Annotated in this window: 15 protein-coding genes and 1 riboswitch; of the genes, 2 read left to right on the top strand and 13 right to left on the bottom strand. The window is 47.0% G+C overall.

What is annotated here, in order from left to right; translation table 11 throughout:
• Positions 1 to 8: 8 nt before the first annotated feature.
• From JOC27_RS07220 to JOC27_RS07200, 5 genes are all read right to left on the bottom strand, one after another.
• Entirely contained in the window at positions 9 to 2,246 is a 2,238-nt protein-coding gene (locus JOC27_RS07220; RefSeq protein ID WP_205006493.1) for an ArnT family glycosyltransferase, read from the bottom strand.
• A 120-nt stretch (positions 2,247 to 2,366) separates the two neighbouring features.
• Complete coding sequence (locus JOC27_RS07215; RefSeq protein WP_205006491.1) at positions 2,367 to 4,064, bottom strand: glycosyltransferase family 39 protein; 1,698 nt, start codon at positions 4,062 to 4,064, stop codon at positions 2,367 to 2,369.
• A gap of 436 nt (positions 4,065 to 4,500) precedes the next feature.
• On the bottom strand, positions 4,501 to 5,361 hold the full coding sequence (locus JOC27_RS07210; protein ID WP_205006489.1) for an aldo/keto reductase: 861 nt from the start codon (positions 5,359 to 5,361) through the stop codon (positions 4,501 to 4,503).
• A 135-nt stretch (positions 5,362 to 5,496) separates the two neighbouring features.
• Entirely contained in the window at positions 5,497 to 6,684 is a 1,188-nt protein-coding gene (locus JOC27_RS07205; RefSeq protein WP_205006487.1) for a YgeY family selenium metabolism-linked hydrolase, read from the bottom strand.
• A 1-nt stretch (position 6,685) separates the two neighbouring features.
• The gene (locus JOC27_RS07200) at positions 6,686 to 7,888 is read right to left on the bottom strand and encodes a diaminopropionate ammonia-lyase (protein ID WP_205006486.1); all 1,203 of its coding nucleotides are present in this window, start codon (positions 7,886 to 7,888) and stop codon (positions 6,686 to 6,688) included.
• A gap of 169 nt (positions 7,889 to 8,057) precedes the next feature.
• On the opposite strand from JOC27_RS07200, the gene JOC27_RS13680 reads away from it, so the two are divergent.
• On the top strand, positions 8,058 to 8,216 hold the full coding sequence (locus JOC27_RS13680) for an AAA-type ATPase lid domain-containing protein (protein WP_462933469.1): 159 nt from the start codon (positions 8,058 to 8,060) through the stop codon (positions 8,214 to 8,216).
• 107 nt (positions 8,217 to 8,323) lie between these two features.
• Here the strand turns inward: JOC27_RS13680 and JOC27_RS07195 are convergent, their stop codons facing one another.
• The 7 genes from JOC27_RS07195 to JOC27_RS07165 all read right to left on the bottom strand — a co-directional run bounded on the left by JOC27_RS07195 (position 8,324) and on the right by JOC27_RS07165 (position 16,176).
• Complete coding sequence (locus tag JOC27_RS07195; protein ID WP_205006484.1) at positions 8,324 to 8,548, bottom strand: helix-turn-helix domain-containing protein; 225 nt, start codon at positions 8,546 to 8,548, stop codon at positions 8,324 to 8,326.
• A gap of 115 nt (positions 8,549 to 8,663) precedes the next feature.
• Positions 8,664 to 9,431: a succinate dehydrogenase iron-sulfur subunit gene (sdhB, locus tag JOC27_RS07190; RefSeq protein ID WP_205006483.1), complete on the bottom strand. Its 768-nt coding sequence runs from the start codon at positions 9,429 to 9,431 to the stop codon at positions 8,664 to 8,666.
• A gap of 14 nt (positions 9,432 to 9,445) precedes the next feature.
• The gene (gene sdhA / locus JOC27_RS07185; protein ID WP_205006481.1) at positions 9,446 to 11,197 is read right to left on the bottom strand and encodes a succinate dehydrogenase flavoprotein subunit; all 1,752 of its coding nucleotides are present in this window, start codon (positions 11,195 to 11,197) and stop codon (positions 9,446 to 9,448) included.
• 34 nt (positions 11,198 to 11,231) lie between these two features.
• Positions 11,232 to 11,837 (bottom strand): succinate dehydrogenase cytochrome b558 subunit, encoded by a 606-nt coding sequence (locus tag JOC27_RS07180; protein ID WP_205006479.1) that lies wholly within the window; start codon positions 11,835 to 11,837, stop codon positions 11,232 to 11,234.
• A 786-nt stretch (positions 11,838 to 12,623) separates the two neighbouring features.
• Entirely contained in the window at positions 12,624 to 13,514 is an 891-nt protein-coding gene (locus tag JOC27_RS07175) for a CoB--CoM heterodisulfide reductase iron-sulfur subunit B family protein (protein WP_205006477.1), read from the bottom strand.
• Positions 13,511 to 14,467 (bottom strand): succinate dehydrogenase/fumarate reductase iron-sulfur subunit, encoded by a 957-nt coding sequence (locus tag JOC27_RS07170; protein WP_205006475.1) that lies wholly within the window; start codon positions 14,465 to 14,467, stop codon positions 13,511 to 13,513. The genes JOC27_RS07175 and JOC27_RS07170 overlap by 4 nt, the downstream gene beginning before the upstream one ends.
• A complete protein-coding gene (locus JOC27_RS07165; protein ID WP_205006473.1) occupies positions 14,467 to 16,176 on the bottom strand; it encodes an FAD-dependent oxidoreductase in 1,710 nt (569 codons plus the stop codon). The genes JOC27_RS07170 and JOC27_RS07165 overlap by 1 nt, the downstream gene beginning before the upstream one ends.
• A 433-nt stretch (positions 16,177 to 16,609) precedes the next feature.
• On the opposite strand from JOC27_RS07165, the gene JOC27_RS07160 reads away from it, so the two are divergent.
• Positions 16,610 to 17,083, top strand: a complete 474-nt coding sequence (locus tag JOC27_RS07160) for a YslB family protein (RefSeq protein WP_205006471.1) — start codon at positions 16,610 to 16,612, stop codon at positions 17,081 to 17,083.
• 156 nt (positions 17,084 to 17,239) lie between these two features.
• Here the strand turns inward: JOC27_RS07160 and JOC27_RS07155 are convergent, their stop codons facing one another.
• Positions 17,240 to 18,475 (bottom strand): aspartate kinase, encoded by a 1,236-nt coding sequence (locus JOC27_RS07155; protein WP_205006469.1) that lies wholly within the window; start codon positions 18,473 to 18,475, stop codon positions 17,240 to 17,242.
• A gap of 134 nt (positions 18,476 to 18,609) precedes the next feature.
• Positions 18,610 to 18,788: riboswitch (Lysine riboswitch) on the bottom strand.
• Between the last annotated feature and the right edge of the window lie 30 nt (positions 18,789 to 18,818).

Here is an 18,818-nt window from a genome sequence, read left to right as displayed (position 1 = left end):
ATTCCTCCTTATTTGTTATAAACATACAGTGTGGATTGTCCGTTCATACCACCTTGACCGTTTGCACCTGTCTTTGATGCACTTGCAGATGATGACCATTCACTTGACGGTACCTTCGTACAATGTTTTTTTATCCAGTTCGTTACACTCGAGTTAGACGATCCGTCCATGCCGCCTCCGGAAATCAGAAAATATTTGATTTCGCCGGCTTTCACCATTTTTTCCAATTTGCTGACGGTCATCGCTGGGTCGCTGCCGCCGAAGCCGCCCATCGCCATCACCGCGTAATTGGTTTTCAACATAATCGAATACGCCGATTGTGCGCGCTGCACAGCTAAAATGAATTTTTCCCCATGATAATGTTTTCTCAGATAAGTGAGTAGCTTGGTATTCACTTCTTCACCCATGCCACCTTGGCGACTGCCGCTCATCCGCCATGTCGCGAATTCGCTGGATTTCTCGCCAAACGTCCCTGATTTGCTGTTCGGTACTTGATTCTGGCTGCCTTCCTGAGCGGTCTTGCCAGTTTTACTTGGTGTTGATCCACTGCCTGGAGCACCGCCAGAGCCAGGTGCTCCACCTTGGGTATTATTACCACCCGGTGTTCCACCGCCATTTGCGTTAAAACCACCTTCGGACGATTGACCCGTTGCCGTACGTGTACCGTCCATTTGTCGCTGCGCGCCGCCCATTCCTGTCAATGTGCTGCTTGGTCCAGCAACAGGAATTGAACTATCAGTCTGATTCAGTACCGAAGGCACCGCCCAGTACAGTGGCGGCAGGAACATGATAGCAATTCCGACACCGGCAATGGCACCTTTCACCTTGCGCTGCTCACTCGCTTGCCACAGCAGTCCGAAACCAAGCACAAGAAGCGCAGCAAGAATCAGAAGAACCAGCCAAGTTGTGCCCATACTGTTTTCATAGAAGATCAACGCTTCAAAGAGCAGTGTCGCAGAGAGACCAATTGGTAGCAGAAAGCTCTGCCACGTGCGGCTGCTTTCTTTCATAAATTCGCGTATCAGCAGTGAGCCACCTAGTCCGACAAGTGCAGCAATCGGCGGTGCCATCAGACTTAAATAATATTGGTGGAAGAAACCAGCGACACTGAAAAAGCCCATTGCTGCGACCAGCCATGTAAACCAAAAGATTGCGAATGTGTGCTGTTCTGTTAGTTTTCTGCGCCGTAGCCAATCAGCGACAAGCGCAATCACGCCAAAGAGTGCGAAAGGCAGAAGCCAACTGGCTTGGCCGGAAAGCTCTTTCTGGAAGAGACGTAGCGGTCCGGCCGTTCCTGTATTAAACATGCCACCAGTCGTGCCGCGATTGCCGCTAAACCCGGAGCGATTGGCGATCTTCTGAGTCACGCTGCTGCCACTTTTCGTCAGGCTACTCGAAGATTTTTGCATCATTTTGCTGCTGTTTTGTTTGAATCTAGCCTGCCCACCACCTTGATGCTGCTGTCCGGTCAAACGTGAAATGCCATTGTAACCAAAGGCCAGCTCAAGTTCTGAATTTGTCTGGCTGCTGCCAACATATGGACGATCGCTTTCCGGGATACTATCGACTACAACGGACCAAGAAAGTGAAACCGCGGCAAGCACGACTGAAGCGATGGCAAGGTGGACGATTTTCTTTTTCCAGCTGATCTTCATCGCCAGCCAATAGAATAGATAGACCGCTGGTAGAATCATATAGGCTTCAAGCATTTTTGTGTTAAAGCCGATGCCGACAAACAGAACCGAAACGATTAGCCAGCGCAGCTTACCACTCGTCTCTGCTTTAAATAGATACCAAGCGGCAAGAATTAAGGTCAGGATCAGAATACTGTCGACGTTATTGGTTCGCGTGACTGCAACAAAAATCGGCGTTGTAGCCATGGCGAGTCCGCCAAGAAATGCTGCCAGCTTTCCCGCTCTCTTTTTTATCATGAGATAGACTAGAAGGGTTGAGGCAATCGCCGCAAGTGCTTCCGGAAGATTGACGCTCCAGTTACTGATACCGAATAATTTGGCGCTCAGCGCCTGTAGCCAAAGCGCAACCGGAGGCTTATCCACTGTAATGAACCCCGCTGGGTCGAACGACGCGAAGAAGAAATTGTGGAAATTTCGCGTCATACTCTTCACCGCGACAGTATAATAGTCATTACTCTCTGCTTTGTTCAGCAGGAACAATTCCATAAATGCTGAAACACACATCACGATAATCAGATAATAATCCAAAGACTTATCTTTTAAAGCTTTCATACGACATCCTCCTTAACTTTCAAAAGCGCATCCATAAGGGGGATGGCTTTTCCGATAAAATCATTATCCATTCCCTTCCTTAAAAATTTCTTAAGGTTTCTAAATATCACGAAAAAATTTTTAGAAGGTTCTATCGATAGGTTTCTGATCGACGGACGCAAGAGCTGGCACTTCCTTCCCACGTAGCGTCAGCCAAAGCAACCAGAAAAATAGTATGACATTGCAGAATGAGGTCAAAATCAGCGGCCAATGATAGCCAATCGTCATTTCGTTGTTCATGGAACCGTAATAGACAATAAAAATATTCAAGAAATTCGTGATACTGAAACCAATGGCCAGATAAAGATAGGCCTTGTTTTTTAAATACAAGAAGGCGAGTAGCGCCAAAGCAATCGCCGGAAACAAGTAGCGTTCATGCATTCCGGAAGCAAATGTGAACACGCCACTGATTTGTATCAAAGCGCCAGTAGCCGCAGCCTTGCTGCCGCCTCGCTTCCAGATGATCCATAGGGAAAGAATCGAGACAAGGATAATTGCGACAAATCCCCATACTTGATAGCTGAGTAGAAACGGGACAGCGGACTGTGCCTGATAATTGCCGCCAATTAAACTGAAAAAGTTGAACGCATTGACGGAAGCAAAAGGATATTCGCTGACTGTCGTACGCATCAAACGAATCAGCCAGAAGGCACCTCCTGACGCTTGAAAGGAAAACGGCAAAGTGACAAGGACAATCGTCGCCAGAAAAGCAACCATACTTTTCAACCAATGGATTATTTTTCCATCTTTCATCAAAACATAAGCAAGCACCGGAAGAAATATCAGTCCTTGCGGCTTCATCACGACAGATAGAGCAAAAACAATGGATGCGCCGAGAAATTTTCGTTCAGTGAGTAGGGTCACGGCCAGAACAATCAGCAGTGTAAAGACAGAATCGACCTGACCCCAAACGGTCGAATCAATAGCGACCGCCGGATTGAACAAGTAAATCACCAGTAACGCCCATCCAGCTTTTTCATGATGGAGCCGCTTCGCTGTCCGATAGAGTAGCCATGCGGTCAGGCAATCGCAGAGGATCGCCGGCAGCTTGAGAAGCCAGGTGTAGCCGTTGGTTAAACCGGGCAGCGTAGCAAGTTTACCAATCACAAAAAGCACATAGAGATAGAGTGGTGGATAGTCAATCGAACTCTTTTGATAGACATGGAACAAATGAGATGCAGCCATTTGCGCCCAGTTTTGAAAAAGGCTGAGGTCCATATGGCCAGAAATCCACGGCGCAATCGCCAGGCGCGCCAGAAAGCCGGTAGCCAATACAGCAAAAACAAACCATCCTGTAAGCGTCGAATCGGCATCATCAAGTATTTTTCTGTGTCGCTTTAGAAACAACCAAGAAGCGCAAACGACCAAAAAAAGCAGGCCATAGACGCCAACTACGATTTGTTGCGCCGTTGTCTGTGCAGAAGAGGTACCACGTCTGCCAAATTGTGCGAATCCATTGCCATTGGCGCGGCTTCCTTGCTGCATCGCTGTTCCCGAGCGTTTTCCGTAAAAAGATGACGTTTGGCCGTTCTTTCCATACCCTTTCGGAGCCCCGTTCTTCATACTGTGTTTCTGCGTACTCGGAGGCTGGCTCCCTTTGTTGCTAGCGGCATTCGTTCCGGGCAAACCGCTACCGGTTATCAAACCCGTCCGCCCACCATTGACATTTTGCTTTGTTGCTGTCCTCTGATAAGCAGCCACTGACACAATCGCCGCTGCGGCCAACAGAACAACGAGCAGAATCAGACTAGTGATCAACCGCTGTTTCTCACTTTTCATTCACATACACCTCTCAATCAACTGTAGCGATTGTACAAACTGAAACTTAAGAATCACTTAATATCAGCTGACGAAAAGATGCTCGTGTCCGAATGAATAAACGACTAGCCGAATCATGTTGTCCAGTGTCTCAAAAAAATCACCGCTTGCGCTAAGAATTTATTGGCTTAACCAAGTCGTTTTTTCCAAAAATTGCGCTCCGGCTGCTCGCTTGCCGCGGGCGATCCGTGAGCCTCCTCAAACAAGTTAGAATCTGCGGGGTCTCACTTGGCTCGCTTTTCCCGCAGGCGTCTCGCACCTTCGCTTCATTTTTTGTGCAAAATCTTATACATTCTTATCTCTTAAAAAAAGACAGCTGCCTTCAATTACTAAGCAGCTGTCTTTACCCCATAAAATTTTATACGATGCGTTCATCGTATTTCTACGTGTTAAATAATTAGAATTCCTCGTAACGTGCTGGATCCTGATCATAAGTACGGCCATCCGGACGGCTCAACTGGCCTATCTGTTGCATTTCTTCACTGCTGAGTTCGAAGTCAAAAACAGACAGATTCTCCAGCTGACGTTTTGGCGTGGAAGATTTTGGCAGTGGCAACGCACCAAGTTGAACATGCCAACGCAGAATAATCTGCGGAATCGATTTGCCATGAGCGTCGGCAATTTTTTGAATGGACGCATCCTTGAGTAGTTTGCTGGCTCGGCCAAGTGGGCTCCAAGACTCTGTCAGGATGCCGTGCTCACTGTCAAATGCCCGCTGTTTTTCCTGTGAAAAATAGGGATGCAATTCCACTTGGTTGACACTTGGCGTCACGCCGGTTGCGTCCATAATCCGTTCCAAATGTTCCGGCAAGAAGTTGCAGACGCCAATTGAGCGGATCAGGCCCCATTTTTGCGCATCAACCAATGCCTTCCATGCTTCAACATACAAATCTTTGCTCGGATTCGGCCAATGAATTAAATACAGATCGTAATAATCGAGTCCGGCACGGAATAGCGATTCCTGAATCGTGTACAACGCTTCGTCATATTGATGATGCCTGCCCGGCAATTTCGATGTAATGCGCAGCTCCTCACGTGGTACGGAGCTGCGACGAATCGCTTCGCCAAGTGCGCCTTCATTTTCGTAATTAAAAGCTGAATCAAGCAAACGATAACCATTGTCGATCGCACTCACAATTGTGTTGATTCCCGATGCGCCGTTCAGCAGATAAGTACCAAAACCAATGGCTGGCAGTGTCAATCCATCATTCAAAGTTCTCTCAGGTATTGCTTTCACCACAGTAATCTCTCCCTTCATTTCGTCACTTCCAGTTTAGCATGGTCAAAAATAAGCGTCTAACCAGACGCTCAAAATCGCTACATTAATGCTTAATCTGCACAATTATGCAATTATCTTTAGACTCTAATAAAATGATAATGGTCTGCGGTACAATCAATCATTCATGAGCAGTGACCCAATAATCACCGCAAAGCCTTCCACTGCCTTGTGTAAGTGATCGATTTCGATAAACTCGTTGTCAGTATGCGCCAGATTTTCACGTGATGGTCCAAAACCGATCGTTGGAATACCAGCTTCTCCGGCAAAATGACTGCCATTCGTGCAGAATGAATAATGAGACATTTTGGCAGGAATACCAATCGACTGCAATGCTCGAAGCGGTCCAGTGACAAAATTGTCACCTGGATCAAAAGCCCAGGCGGGGAAAAAGCGCTCTGCTTCAATGATTTCTCCTGTATAACAAACATCAGTGCCCTTGGCGTAGGAAACGGTAGCAGCAAAATTCATGTCTTCTCTTTTTAGTTGTTCAATCAGCCGTTGGATCGGCTCTAAGACAGAGGTCTTCGTTTCGCCGACCAGCGTCCGTCGATCAAATGTCGCACGGCAAGAACTTGGTAGAACCGATTTGCCGGGATAAGGCGCTGAGACAATATCGGTCAAAACCAAAATGCCTTTGCCCATAAAAGCGTCTTCTGTTACGGGCAGCTGCTCAATAGCCGTCAGCAATTTCATCATCTGAACAACCGCGTTGACACCCTTCTCAGGATTGGCTGAGTGTACCGATTTGCCATAGGTTTCGACGACAATTTCCGCACGGCCCCGTTGACCGCGATTTAAATTCAGGTTTGTCGCCTCGCCAATCACAACGACATCAGGATCAATCCGTGCGCTGATTTTGCGACAGGACACACCTTCAAAGGTTTCTTCATGCACGCTGCAAGCAATAACTATTTTCCCGGGAAATTTTTTACGGGTCTCTCGGGCATATTTTTCAGCAGCAACAATCATCGCACTAACAGATCCTTTCATGTCTGATGTCCCGCGTCCAAAAATTTTTCCATCCTTTTGAACGGCTGCAAACGGATCGGTTGCCCAATTTGCCGGATTCACCGGCACGGTGTCGATGTGTCCATCCAACAGTACGGTTTGCCCTGCCCTATTGCCATCTATCTCAAGCAAAACATTGCCGAACACATCAACATTGATGCGATCGAAAACCTGTGGATCAGCAAGGGTATGAATCACTTCTGCCGCTTGTTGTTCTTTTCCAGAATAGCTCTGCTTGTTCACCAACTTCATGCATAAGGAAACAACACGTGTTTTTTCCTGATCACTTAACATGTCAATCCCTCCTTTTCAATGGATGCTGACCTTCCCAAACGATTTCCCGGTAAGATGCCTGGTCTGTATCGCCTTCTGTACTGATAAGAAGCACGACAGATTCCTCGCCCAACCCAAACTGTTTCCGATAATCGTCGTTGCTACAAAGCAGATAAAGCGCGCCTGTTGTAACTGCACCGGATTCGCCAGAGATGATCCGGCTATCACCTTTTAATGGATTACCGAGGATTCTCATGCCGAGCGCAGTCACCGCATCGGAACAAGAAACAGCTCCAGACGCATAGCGACTTAACAAATGAAAAGCGTACGTATTCGGTTCGCCACAAGCCAGCCCAGCCATAAATGTCGCCATATCGCCACTGACCGTTTCCATGGCGCCGTCTTCACGGGCAAAAGAGCGAAAATAACAATCCGCTTGATTCGGTTCGACAATGATTATTTTGGGCGGGTTATCGATATAGCGGCGCAAAAAATACGCAGCGATCCCACCTGCGTACGATCCGACGCCCGCCTGAAGAAAAATATGGGTTGGTGGCGCATCAAGCACACCGGCAATCTCCTTAGCAATTCCCGCGTAACCTTGCATGATCCAGAGCGGAATCTTCTCGTAACTTGGCCACGCCGTATCCTGAATCATCACATAGTTATTTTCAATCGCCATCCGCGAGCAAATACGAACGGTATCATCATAATTCACGTTCGTGATTTCCGCGTCTGCTCCTTCCGCTCGAATCGCTTTAAGACGTTCGAGTGATGAACCTTTTGGCATGCGAATGATACAGTTCATTCCAAACTGTCGGGTGACCCAGGCCACGCCGCGGCCATGATTGCCGTCGGTTGCCGAAATAAAAGTCATGCCGGTCAGTTTTTTTTCTTCCACTTCCGCTTTTAGATCCTTAAATGTCAGCGCGTCGAGGGAACGACCGAGTTGTTCCGCCAGGCAACAGGCAACTGCGTAAATACCACCCATTACTTTAAAGGCGTTCAATCCAAAGCGATACGATTCATCCTTGACCAGAAGTTTGGAAAGTTTCAACTGCTTAGCCAATTCTTTGAGTAAAACAAGAGGTGTCTCCTGATAATTCGCATGGGACTTTTGAAAAGTAAGCACCCTTTGAATCACGCTTTCTTGAAAGTTCATCAAATCCCCTGCATCCACTTGTTCCCGAAACCTTTTGTTCTTTTCCATCCGTAAATTGTCCATCGTTCATCCCCTCTCCCATGCAAGTCTGCCAGATCAAACTCTGCGCATTATTAAAGGAAGCGCTTGTTCATCTATTTAGACCATAGCTTGGACGATTCGTTAAATCTAGTATCAATTTACCATTTCTATCAGATTTGATCGCGTTTCGTGTAAGATTATTTGACACAATGTGAAAGAGCTCGCTGCTCCTATCCAGGAGATCATCCGCACATACGATTGGCCTGGCAATATTCAGGAGTTATTCAACGCCCTGTCCTACGCCTTTAATGTTTCGGATGGATCGGTGATTCGTCCCGAGTATCTACCTGACTATATTCTGACAAACTGACTGTGCCTGAGCGTAGATTGACAATTGGCGTTTCTCTCCCAATATGTCTCGTTTTATAATTTCTGATCTAAAACAACAGCCGGCCCTTTTTAGGGGACCGGCTGGTGCTATAATTTCAGTTCTCCGAGCCTGAGCAGTTCGACAACCGCCTGGGAGCGTCCTTTCACACCAAGCTTTTGCATGGTATTTGAGATATGGTTGCGAACAGTCTTTTCACTAATGAAGAGTTCTTTTGCTATGTCTCGGGTTGTCTTGTCTTGCAGTAGCAATTCGAAAACTTCCCGTTCCCTCTTCGTCAGCAATGGTTTTGGACGATGGTAGTCTTCCTTCAACAATTCCCCCTCCTTGCTCAGCAGACGAGCGGGCGGGGAAGGCTTTTAGTCGCTATAGTTTATGAAAAAATGGTACGATGCGTGAACTGCTTTTCGCGCCCTTTTCAAGCTTTTATTAGATATAATCACTGCCGAAGAAGTCCCTGAATCCCTGGACAACCGTCTCACGGTTCAGAGCGGCAATCGATGTTGTCAGCGGAATGCCTTTCGGGCAGACTTCAACGCAGTTCTGCGAATTACCGCAGCTGGCGAGGCCGCCGGAACCCATGATCGCATGTAGACGTTCGGCCTTGTTCATTGCTCCAGTTGGGTGCGCATTAAACAGACGCACCTGTGATAGTGGCGCGGGTCCCATGAAATCTGATTTACTGTTGACGTTCGGGCAAGCTTCCAGACAGCAGCCGCAGGTCATGCATTTCGATAATTCATAAGCCCACTGGCGCTTGTTTTCAGCCATACGTGGTCCTGGTCCAAGATCGTAGGTCCCATCAATTGGAATCCAAGCCTTGACCTTTTTTAAAGCGTCAAACATCCGGCTCCGATCAACAACGAGATCACGAACAACTGGAAAGGTGCGCATCGGTTTCAAATGAATTGGCTGATCGAGCTTATCAATCAGCGCAGTGCATGCTTGGCGCGGCCGGCCGTTTATCACCATCGAGCAGGCCCCGCAGACTTCTTCGAGACAGTTCATTTCCCACTGAGGCGCCGATGTCTGTTCACCCTTGCTCGTGACCGGATGGCGCCGAATTGCCATTAATGCGGAGATGACATTCATATTCGGTCGATAGGGCACATCAAACGATTCCTCATAAGGCGCTGATTTGGGGCCCTCCTGACGCGTAATGATCAGCCGAATGGTTTTGCTTGTCGCTTCACTCATTTTTGCTGCCCCCCTTATTTATCGTGTGTGTAGTCGCGTTTGCGCGGCTTAATCAGTGAGAAATCCACAGGTTCATACTCAAAATCAGGTCCCAGATTTGCTGCGTTGAATTTCGCCTTGGTTGTCTTCAGGAAATTCTCATCATCACGTTCCGGAAATTCCGGTTTGTAATGCGCACCGCGGCTTTCGTTACGGTGATACGCGCCAAGTGTAATCACCCGAGCAAGCTGCATCATATTCCATAATTGACGCGTAAACGAGGCACCGGAATTGCTCCATTTTGACGTATCTTCAATGTTGATATGCTTATATCTCTCCATTAATTCTTGCAGATGTTCATCTGTTTGCAATAAAGTCTTGTTCTCACGGACAACGGTTACGTATTTTGTCATCCATTCGCCCAGTTCCTGATGCAGCATATAAGCATTTTCTGTCCCGTCCATCGACATCAGGCCTTGAAACTTCTTTTTCTCGCTTTTCAATGCGTTATCGAAGATTTTATCCGGGAGCGCTTCGCTGTCAATCGTCAATCCAGATACATAGTGCACTGCGTTTGGGCCAGCGACCATACCACCATACAATGCAGACAGCAACGAATTAGCACCAAGCCGGTTTGCCCCATGGTATTGATACTCGCATTCGCCGCAAGCAAACAGCCCTTTGATATTCGTCATTTGATTGTAATCGACCCAGAGACCGCCCATTGAATAGTGAACGGCCGGGAATACTTTCATCGGCACCTTATGTGGATCATCGCCGACAAATTTTTCATAGATATCAATGATTCCGCCGAGTTTAACATCTAGTTCATGCGGATCTTTATGTGAGAGATCAAGGTAAACCATATTTTCACCGTTAATACCGAGATGCTGGTTAATGCAAACGTCGAAGATCGCGCGCGTTGCGACATCGCGGGGCACGAGGTTGCCGTAAGCCGGATACATTTCTTCAAGAAAATACCATGGCTTGCCGTCCTTATACGTCCACATACGACCGCCTTCACCACGCGCCGATTCGCTCATGAGCCGGAGTTTGTCATCACCGGGAATCGCAGTCGGGTGAATCTGAATAAATTCACCATTTGCGAAGTAAGCGCCCTGTTGGTACAATGCGGAAGCTGCCGTCCCAGTATTAATCATTGAGTTTGTTGATTTTCCGAAAACCATGCCGAGTCCGCCGGTTGCCATGATCACTGCGTCAGCGCGATACACAGAAATTTCCATCGTTTTCATATCTTGAACAACGATACCATGACAAACCTGATCGTCATCAACGACAGCTGACAAAAACTCGACATATTCATGTTTGTGCACTAGGCCCTTAACTTCCATTCGCCGAACCTGCTCGTCCAATGCATAGAGCAGCTGCTGACCGGTTGTCGCGCCGGCATAGGCCGTGCGGTGGTATTTGGTTCCACCAAATCGTCTGAAATCGAGCAAACCTTCTGGCGTTCGATTGAACATGACGCCCATCCGATCAAGCAAATGGATAATTCCTGGAGCTGCTTCGCACATCGCCTTGACCGGCGGTTGATTGGCGAGAAAGTCGCCGCCGTAAACCGTATCATCAAAATGTTCCCATGGCGAATCGCCCTCTCCTTTGGTATTCACTGCGCCGTTGATTCCGCCTTGCGCGCAAACAGAATGGGAGCGTTTCACTGGAACGACTGAGAATAATTCAACTTCAACGGCGGCTTCGGTCGCTTTGACAGCAGACATCAATCCACCAAGCCCGCCGCCGACAATTATAATTTTACCTTTACTCATTTGGGCTCACTCCTTCGTAGATTAATAGACTCGTTCAGACGAACGCAAACAGCGCGCGGATGCCAACGAAGCCCAAAAGCAGGAAAAGAATCAAAACGGCATAAGTACCGATTTTCTGTGACTTAGGCGAGACGAGAATGCCCCAGTGCACACAGAATGCCCAGACACCATTGGAGAAATGGAAGACGGCCGATAATACGCCAATAACATAGAAGATAAAAAGAGCATGATTGCTTAAGATAGTTGCCATCAAATCATAGTTCAACGGTGTACCGAGCGCCATCGCGATGCGCGTTTCCCAAATATGCCAGGCCAGAAAGATGACGAGGAATAACCCAGTGAATCGCTGAATCGCGTAGTACCAGTTTCTCAGAAAGCCGTATTGATTAACGGTATACGTCGACGTAAAGGCCAAGTAGACCCCAAACACCGCGTGAAACAAGAGCGGCAGATAAATCAGAAAAACTTCCAAAAAAAGCAGGTATGGAAGATGTTCCATAAATGCTGCAGCCTGATTAAACGCACCCGCTCCCTTTGTCGCCTGAAAGTTGACGGTTAAATGAACAACCAGGAACAGGCCGACCGGAATAACTCCTATAAGAGAATGCAAGCGATGAGAGACATAGTCTCGAGCAGCCATGTTGCTTCTCCCCCTTCAAATATTTGTAAACGCTTTATATTTATTTTAAAAAAATAAATATACGAATTAAAAGTTTCGTAAATATCTTGTTGGCAGAAGCACACGGACCGCCTTAATACTTCTCTAAATATTTTGATAGATGTTAATTCTTCAACTAATAACAAATAAATTATAAGTTTCCAAAACAATGTGTGCAATGTTTTTACTCACCAATTTCCAAATTTAATGATGTCCACTAGAATTTTTTGAGTTTTGAGGCGCTGATCGGTCAAGTCTCCCATGGGAAAAACTTGGCGTAACCAGGTCTTTTTTACGACAATTGCGCTACGGCTGCTCGCTTGCCGCGGGCGATCCGTGAGCCTCCTCAATCAAGCGAGAATCTGCGGGGTCTCACTTGGCTCGCTGTTCCCGCAGGCGTCTCGCGCCTTTGCTCCATTTTTTGTGCTAAATCTACATTCTTATCTTTTGAGAAAAACTTGGCGTAATCGGGTCTTTTTTACGACAATTGCGCTACGGCTGCTCGCTTGCCGCGGGTGCGGCACTGTGCTACTCTGTTGTTTCCGGTCCTACTCTTTTTTCGCAAAAAAAATATCTATAAAAAGCCGACAGTCCCTTATTATAGGAACTATCCGGCTATAATTCTATTAAGATTGTCTGTGATGGCTCATAGCACTTCTATCAGAAAAACTTGGCATAGCCAAGTCCTTTTTCAACAATTGCGCTTCGGTTGCTCGCTGCATTTTTGTGCAAAAATCTTTATACGCCCTCTAATGCTTTCTTATCTCTTTAAACAAGCGCACGCGCCCGAAGCATCGGCAATGCGTCGACAATATGCCGCTTAATGCCCAACTCTTTCGGGGAAATCCCCAAGGCAAGGCCAATCAGCTGCGGCAGGTGAAGCACCGGGATCTGAATGTCCTTATCAAAGCCTTTCTGTGCACCGGGTTGATAAGCGTCCAATTGCATCTGACAGAGCGGACATGGTGTAACGAGACAGTCTGCACCTGCCTCTTTCGGCGACAAGCAGTTCATCTGTGTCAGGCGATTGACTTCTTTTTCGGCCGGGAAAACCGCGTGAAAACCACAACAGGCCAGACGCTGGGAGAACGGTACATTTTCCGCGCCGAGCACATCGACAATCATTTCCATCGATTGCGGATTCGCCGGATTTTCAAAGCCCATAATCTTCGGCGGCATGAGAATATGGCAGCCATAGAAATTGGCTACTTTAAGCCCGGTCAATGGTCGAACAACTTTCTTTTTCAGATTCTCCAAGCCGTAATCTTCAATCAGCGCCCAAAGCAGATGGGTCACCTCTGTTGTCCCTTTATATTTAAGATTAGCCCGACTCAATCCTTCGTTGACTTTATCTCTCAGTTCTTTCCGTTCATCGAGCTTCTTCTTTGATTGGCGGAGCATGAGCGTGCAGGTGTTGCAGACCGTAATAATCTTGTCGACATGCAGGGCCTCACCTAAAGCGATATTACGGGCATTGATCGACGTCCCGACCAATTCATCAATATCTTGAATGTGACTGGCACCACAACATGTCCAGCCTTTTAATTCAATTAATTCAATTTCGAGCGCCTCGGCAACCTTCAGCGTCGACATTTTTAATTCTTTTTCTGCGGATTCAAGCGTACAGCCCGGGAAGAAACCGTATCTGAATGTTGTCATTTGTTTTCAACCTCCTCGGCATAGTCATAGATCTTCTGTACGCCTTCAATGCCATCGACCTTTTTTGGGCGTTCCAAAGGATTGATCTTCCCGGTTTTGATCATGCGTAGGGCAAACGGCAGTTTAGTCGCTGCTGTTTTGATGACGCCGTCTGTTTTTATCGGTAGCATCATTTCATTCAGATGGCCATTATTCTTCACATCATTGAAAAAGGCAAACGCGTGTCTTGCGCCTTGATTTTTTGTTTCGCCCATACGTATCGACATCTTGCGGAGTGACGAAATTTCTTCGGTAAGATCAATATGTTTCGGACAATTGGTGACACAGGCCATGCAATGCAAACATTTCCACAATTCATTTTCATAGGCAGGGCCGACATGTGCTTCGGGCGATTTATCTCGCGAATCAACTGCATAGCGGTAAGCACGGTTCCAAATAAAGGGTTCGAGAAAATTACTTTCATTGACATGCAGCTGGTTACATTCGGAAGCGCAGATCCCGCAAAGAATACAATCCGTCGATGAAGCGATTTTGTGAAAATCTTCATTACTTTGAAGAAATCCTTTTTCCTCCGATCCTTCTTCAGTCGGGATCAGCCACGGCTTGATTTTCTTCATTTTTGCCATTTTCGGTTCCCAGGCGACAGCCAAATCACGGATCACCGTGAAATTGGCAAGCGGCTCATAAATGAGTTCGGTTGTCTGAAACGTCTCAATCACTTTATCCAAAGGCGTCTGGCAGGCGAGGAATGACTTGCCGTTTACTTTGATCGCACAGCTTCCACAGATCCCATGTTGGCAAGCCGAAGTGTAAACTAAAGTACTATCCAATGTTTCACGAATCGTTGTCAGTGACCAAAGGATTGTTCGGCCTTTTTCATAGGGAAGAATGTAGCTTTGATACCATGTTTTTTCTCCATCATAGCGCTTGATTTTAATTGTTAATGAATTCATCAATACTTTCGTTCCTCCGGTTGATAAGTTGTGATTTTCACCGGTGCGTACTCCAACCGATAGTTGCCCCCGTCATAGTAAACGAGTGTATGCGCAAGGAAATGTTGATCATCGCGCTTCGGATAATCCGCTCGGGCGTGCGAACCGCGGCTCTCTTTCCGATTTAAGGCGCCGAGAGCCACTGCCTTAGCCAATTTCAACAAATTGCCAACTTCAACATAATTAATAAAAGCCATATTATATTTTTCAGATGAATCACCGATATAAACATCTTTATATGCCTCAATCGCTGCATCGATCGTTTTCAAAGCCTGAGCCATTTCTGTTTCGGTGCGGAAAATTCCTACATTGTACCACATCGTTTCGGCCATTCTATCTCTAATTTCAAAAAATTTGATGCCAGATTTCTTCGCACGCATACGCCCAAACTCTTCCCGCCATCGTTTCAGTTCTTCCTCGAGCTTGCCGGTTGGCGCGAAGTCCCGGCGTTCAGCTGTTTGTCGAGCACCGATTCCGGCAAATTTACCAAAGAGAACCACATCAGCGACTGAATTGCCGCCAAGCCGATTGGCACCGTGAATCGAGACACTGCAACATTCCCCAACCGCATGAATACCGTCGACTGGCGTCGCCAAGGTCTGAAAATCAGTGACGTGGATGCCGCCCATCATATAGTGGCAGCTCGGTCGAATCGGAACGAGCTCATTAACCAGATCAACGCCTTCGAAATTCAGCGCTAGTTCACGAACATGAGGCAGACGCTCCATTATTTTTTCCGCGCCGAGATGACGAAGATCCATCAGAACATAAGATTTCATCCCTTCGCCGAAGCCACGCCCTTCCTTAATTTCCGTTTCGATCGAGCGGGCGACCAAGTCTCTTGGGGCAAGTTCCATCTTTCCAGGCGCATAGCGTTCCATAAAGCGTTCGCCCTCTTTATTGAGGAGATAACCCCCTTCGCCGCGGCAGGCCTCGGAAAGCAAAACACCAGTTGAGGCAAGACCCGTTGGATGAAATTGAACAAATTCAGGATCCTTGAGCGGAATTCCCGCATTAAAACAAGCCGCGGTGCCGTCACCTGTCATATTGATTGCATTTGTTGTCCGGCTCCAGAAAACGCGTCCAAATCCGCCAGTCGCAATCACAACCGCGCGTGCCTGGATTGCCTCAATTTTACCCTCGCGCATATTCATCGCGACGAGTCCTTCAAAAATGCCGTTATCAACTGACAGTGAAAGAAGGAACCAGTCATCAAGAAAAATCACATCGTTTTTCAAGCATTGTTCATAGAGCGCATGGAGAATGGCATGGCCCGTCTTATCCGCCGAATAGCAAGTACGCGGGCTGGATGCACCGCCAAATGGACGCTGCGCAACATGTCCATTCACATCGCGTGAGAACGGAACGCCGATATAGTCCAGTTCCGAGATAATCTTCGGCATGTTTTCACAGAAAAAATGAACCGCATCCTGGTCCGCAAGAAAGTCGCTGCCTTTGACCGTATCTTTGAAATGTTTTTCGATTGAATCCGTACGATCCCGGTAACCCAAAGCGGCGTTGATTCCACCTTGTGCCGCTCCAGTATGTGAACGTGTCGGAAATATTTTCGATAAGACAACAACACTGAGCTTGCTGCCTTTTGCCGCGTTCAAAGCCGCTTGCATACCGGCACCACCGGCACCCACAACAACGACGTCATATTTTTTCATTGTAATTAATTCTCCCTTACAAATAATAACCAGAGGGCAATCCTGATCGAGTTGCCCTTCAAGCATTTTGCCAGCTGTTTGACTGATTGCCTGTGCTTTTTCTCTATCTATCGTTTGAAGCCTTGATTAGCTAATGACGTGCTTTTTTCAGAATGGCGAAAGCATGCAGATGCTCGAGAGGCATTTTCTCCCAACTAACCTTGAAATTGTTTTTATTGAAAATATTTTTCTTCTTTATTGTGAAGGAATTATCCATTTGCACATGTGAGCTAAATCACATATTCTTGTGGAAAAGATTTGATGTTCAAAAACTCTGCTTATTTTGCCGTATGGACGGGCTTAGCCATCGGATATTTTGCTACAGAGATCGGCTGGTTGATGCTAATCTTTTCCTTTGGCTTATAGTATAATAAGGGGCGGAGGGATAGCCCATATGACAAAAAATGAAACCATCCTGAAATCGGAACATTTCGGCGAAGCCGAGGTGCCCGCTTTCGGTTATGAACTGATAAGAACGGTATTGCTGCCGGAGCTGCTCGGCAAGGAACAGGCATCAATTCTCTACTGGTCTGGCCGTAAAATAGCCCGTCTCTATCCGATGGAGAAAGAAGAAGATCTGGTTGTGTTTTTCCAGAAGGCGGGATGGGGTGAGTTAAAACTGACGGATCAAGGCAAAAATAAGATGGTTTTTGAACTCAACTCACCGCTTGTCGCATCGCGAATCAAAGACCATCCGGGAAGCGTCTTGTTCACATTGGAAGCTGGATTTCTAGCAGAGCAAATTCAGACGATTCGTGGCTACATGGCGGAAACCTATTCCGATATCCATACTGGACATAATAAAAAAGTCGTTTTCAACGTTAAATGGGACAACCGTGACGCGGTGGAAACTGTCGATACATTGTAAAAAGAAGCGCTCAGCATATTCGCTGTTCGCTTCTTTTTTTAGATTTGACTGTCCGAGAGATCGAGCGAGTGATTAAACAAACCCGTTATCTTTTAGAAAAAATTGGCTAAGCTATAGCTTGTCTAATCTCTCATCCCGAAAAAAACTTAATTTTTCTTAATGTAGGTGAACGGATTCTTCCTGAGCGAGTTCAAAGGTTTCATGGAGCGTGTCAAGCGCTTCAAGTAGATTGGTTTCATCAATGATCGTCGATACTTTGATTTCCGACGTACTAATCATTTTTACTTTAATCCCTTTTTCCGCCAGCGCATGGAACATCTGCGCGGCAACACCTGGGTTTGACGCCATTCCAGAGCCGACAATCGACACTTTGGAGAGCCCCGATTCATGCACAATCTCTTCAAAACCCAGCTCATTTTTCTTCGTGTTCAGAACGTCCAGTAACTCATTTAGAAAATCAGAATCAAGTGTGAACGACAGGCTGGTTTTTGCCTTGTTTAGCACATTTTGAACGATCACGTCAATATTGATATGCTGGGCCGCAATCGCATCAAAGACGCTAGAGACTGCTGGCACATTATTGGGTAGCCCGAGCAGCGTTACTTTTGTTACATTCTTTTCAAACGCTAGTCCTCTGACAGATTTTGATGTTTCCATTGTTGCTTCCTCCTTAATCACCGTGCCCTCTTCATCAGAAAATGAGGAACGCACAACCAGTTCGAGATGACTGTTTTTCGCATATTCGACCGCACGTGGATGAAGCACACCAGCGCCAAGGTAAGCCATCTCAAGCATCTCGTCATAGCTAATTTCTTTTAATTTCCGTGCCTTTTTTACATAACGGGGATCAGAGGTAAAAACACCCGCTACATCAGTATAAATCTCGCAGTGCTTCGCACCGAGCGCTGCGGCAAGCGCGACGGCAGATGTATCCGAACCGCCGCGACCGAGTGTGGTGATTGTGCCTGCTTCGGTCACCCCTTGAAAACCAGCGACTATCACAATCCTACCCACTTTCAGCTGCGACCGAATGGCCGTTGTGTCAATCGTCAGAATGCGCGCACTGCCGTGTACTGCTTCTGTTTTCACGCCCGCCTGCCAGCCTGTATAGGAGATCGCTGGACAGCCACGCTCAATCAGCACCATCGACAGGAGTGCAATCGTTACTTGCTCTCCTGTCGCCAGTAAAACGTCCATTTCTCGTTTGGATGGCTGCTCAGAAATTTCCCCAGCCATAGCGACGAGCTGATCGGTCGTTTTTCCCATTGCAGAAACAACGACAAGCACTTGATCGCCTTGCTCTTTCTGTCTAATAATCCGATCCGCCACCTTCTGCAGCCTTTCCACAGTTGCTACGGATGTTCCACCAAACTTCATCACTGTTAAAGCCACTTTTTACTCGCTCCTTTAGATTGCGCCCCGTTCTTTTTTCCGTCTTCCGGACGGATTTCTCTGTAAATGACTCAGTCCTCTTAGTGAAAAAAAAAGCAGCAGGTATCCCCGCTGCTGAACTTGCTTTTTCAACACGCTGAGATAGTCCTCCACACTGTAGCAGTGTGACAAACCTGCATTTATTCAATGCAGATCCAGCTCAAAATGAACGATGACGTCCATCCGCTTCGGCAGTTTCCCCTTTTTGCAACGGTCTTCGGAGATCATCCTCCTCGCGCCGCATACTTATGAACCCTGCGCCTCTATCACTTCAGATTCGTGAAAATTCAATTGACTTCCGCAA

Source organism: Sporolactobacillus spathodeae (genome assembly GCF_016908935.1).
Classification (GTDB): Bacteria; Bacillota; Bacilli; order Bacillales; family Sporolactobacillaceae; genus Sporolactobacillus; species Sporolactobacillus spathodeae.
Note: the sequence above shows the minus strand (reverse complement) of the source record. Positions and strands in the feature narration are given on the sequence as shown.

Excerpts from the sequence above, each read along its gene's own strand:
- JOC27_RS07220 (WP_205006493.1), bottom strand. The coding sequence starts at position 2,246 with ATGAAAGCTTTAAAAGATAAGTCTTTGGATTATTATCTGATTATCGTG.
- JOC27_RS07215 (WP_205006491.1), bottom strand. The coding sequence starts at position 4,064 with ATGAAAAGTGAGAAACAGCGGTTGATCACTAGTCTGATTCTGCTCGTT.
- JOC27_RS07210 (WP_205006489.1), bottom strand. The coding sequence starts at position 5,361 with ATGAAGGGAGAGATTACTGTGGTGAAAGCAATACCTGAGAGAACTTTG.
- JOC27_RS07205 (WP_205006487.1), bottom strand. The coding sequence starts at position 6,684 with ATGTTAAGTGATCAGGAAAAAACACGTGTTGTTTCCTTATGCATGAAG.
- JOC27_RS07200 (WP_205006486.1), bottom strand. The coding sequence starts at position 7,888 with ATGGACAATTTACGGATGGAAAAGAACAAAAGGTTTCGGGAACAAGTG.
- sdhB (WP_205006483.1), bottom strand. The coding sequence starts at position 9,431 with ATGAGTGAAGCGACAAGCAAAACCATTCGGCTGATCATTACGCGTCAG.
- sdhA (WP_205006481.1), bottom strand. The coding sequence starts at position 11,197 with ATGAGTAAAGGTAAAATTATAATTGTCGGCGGCGGGCTTGGTGGATTG.
- JOC27_RS07180 (WP_205006479.1), bottom strand. The coding sequence starts at position 11,837 with ATGGCTGCTCGAGACTATGTCTCTCATCGCTTGCATTCTCTTATAGGA.
- JOC27_RS07175 (WP_205006477.1), bottom strand. The coding sequence starts at position 13,514 with ATGACAACATTCAGATACGGTTTCTTCCCGGGCTGTACGCTTGAATCC.
- JOC27_RS07170 (WP_205006475.1), bottom strand. The coding sequence starts at position 14,467 with ATGAATTCATTAACAATTAAAATCAAGCGCTATGATGGAGAAAAAACA.
- JOC27_RS07165 (WP_205006473.1), bottom strand. The coding sequence starts at position 16,176 with ATGAAAAAATATGACGTCGTTGTTGTGGGTGCCGGTGGTGCCGGTATG.
- JOC27_RS07160 (WP_205006471.1), top strand. The coding sequence starts at position 16,610 with ATGACAAAAAATGAAACCATCCTGAAATCGGAACATTTCGGCGAAGCC.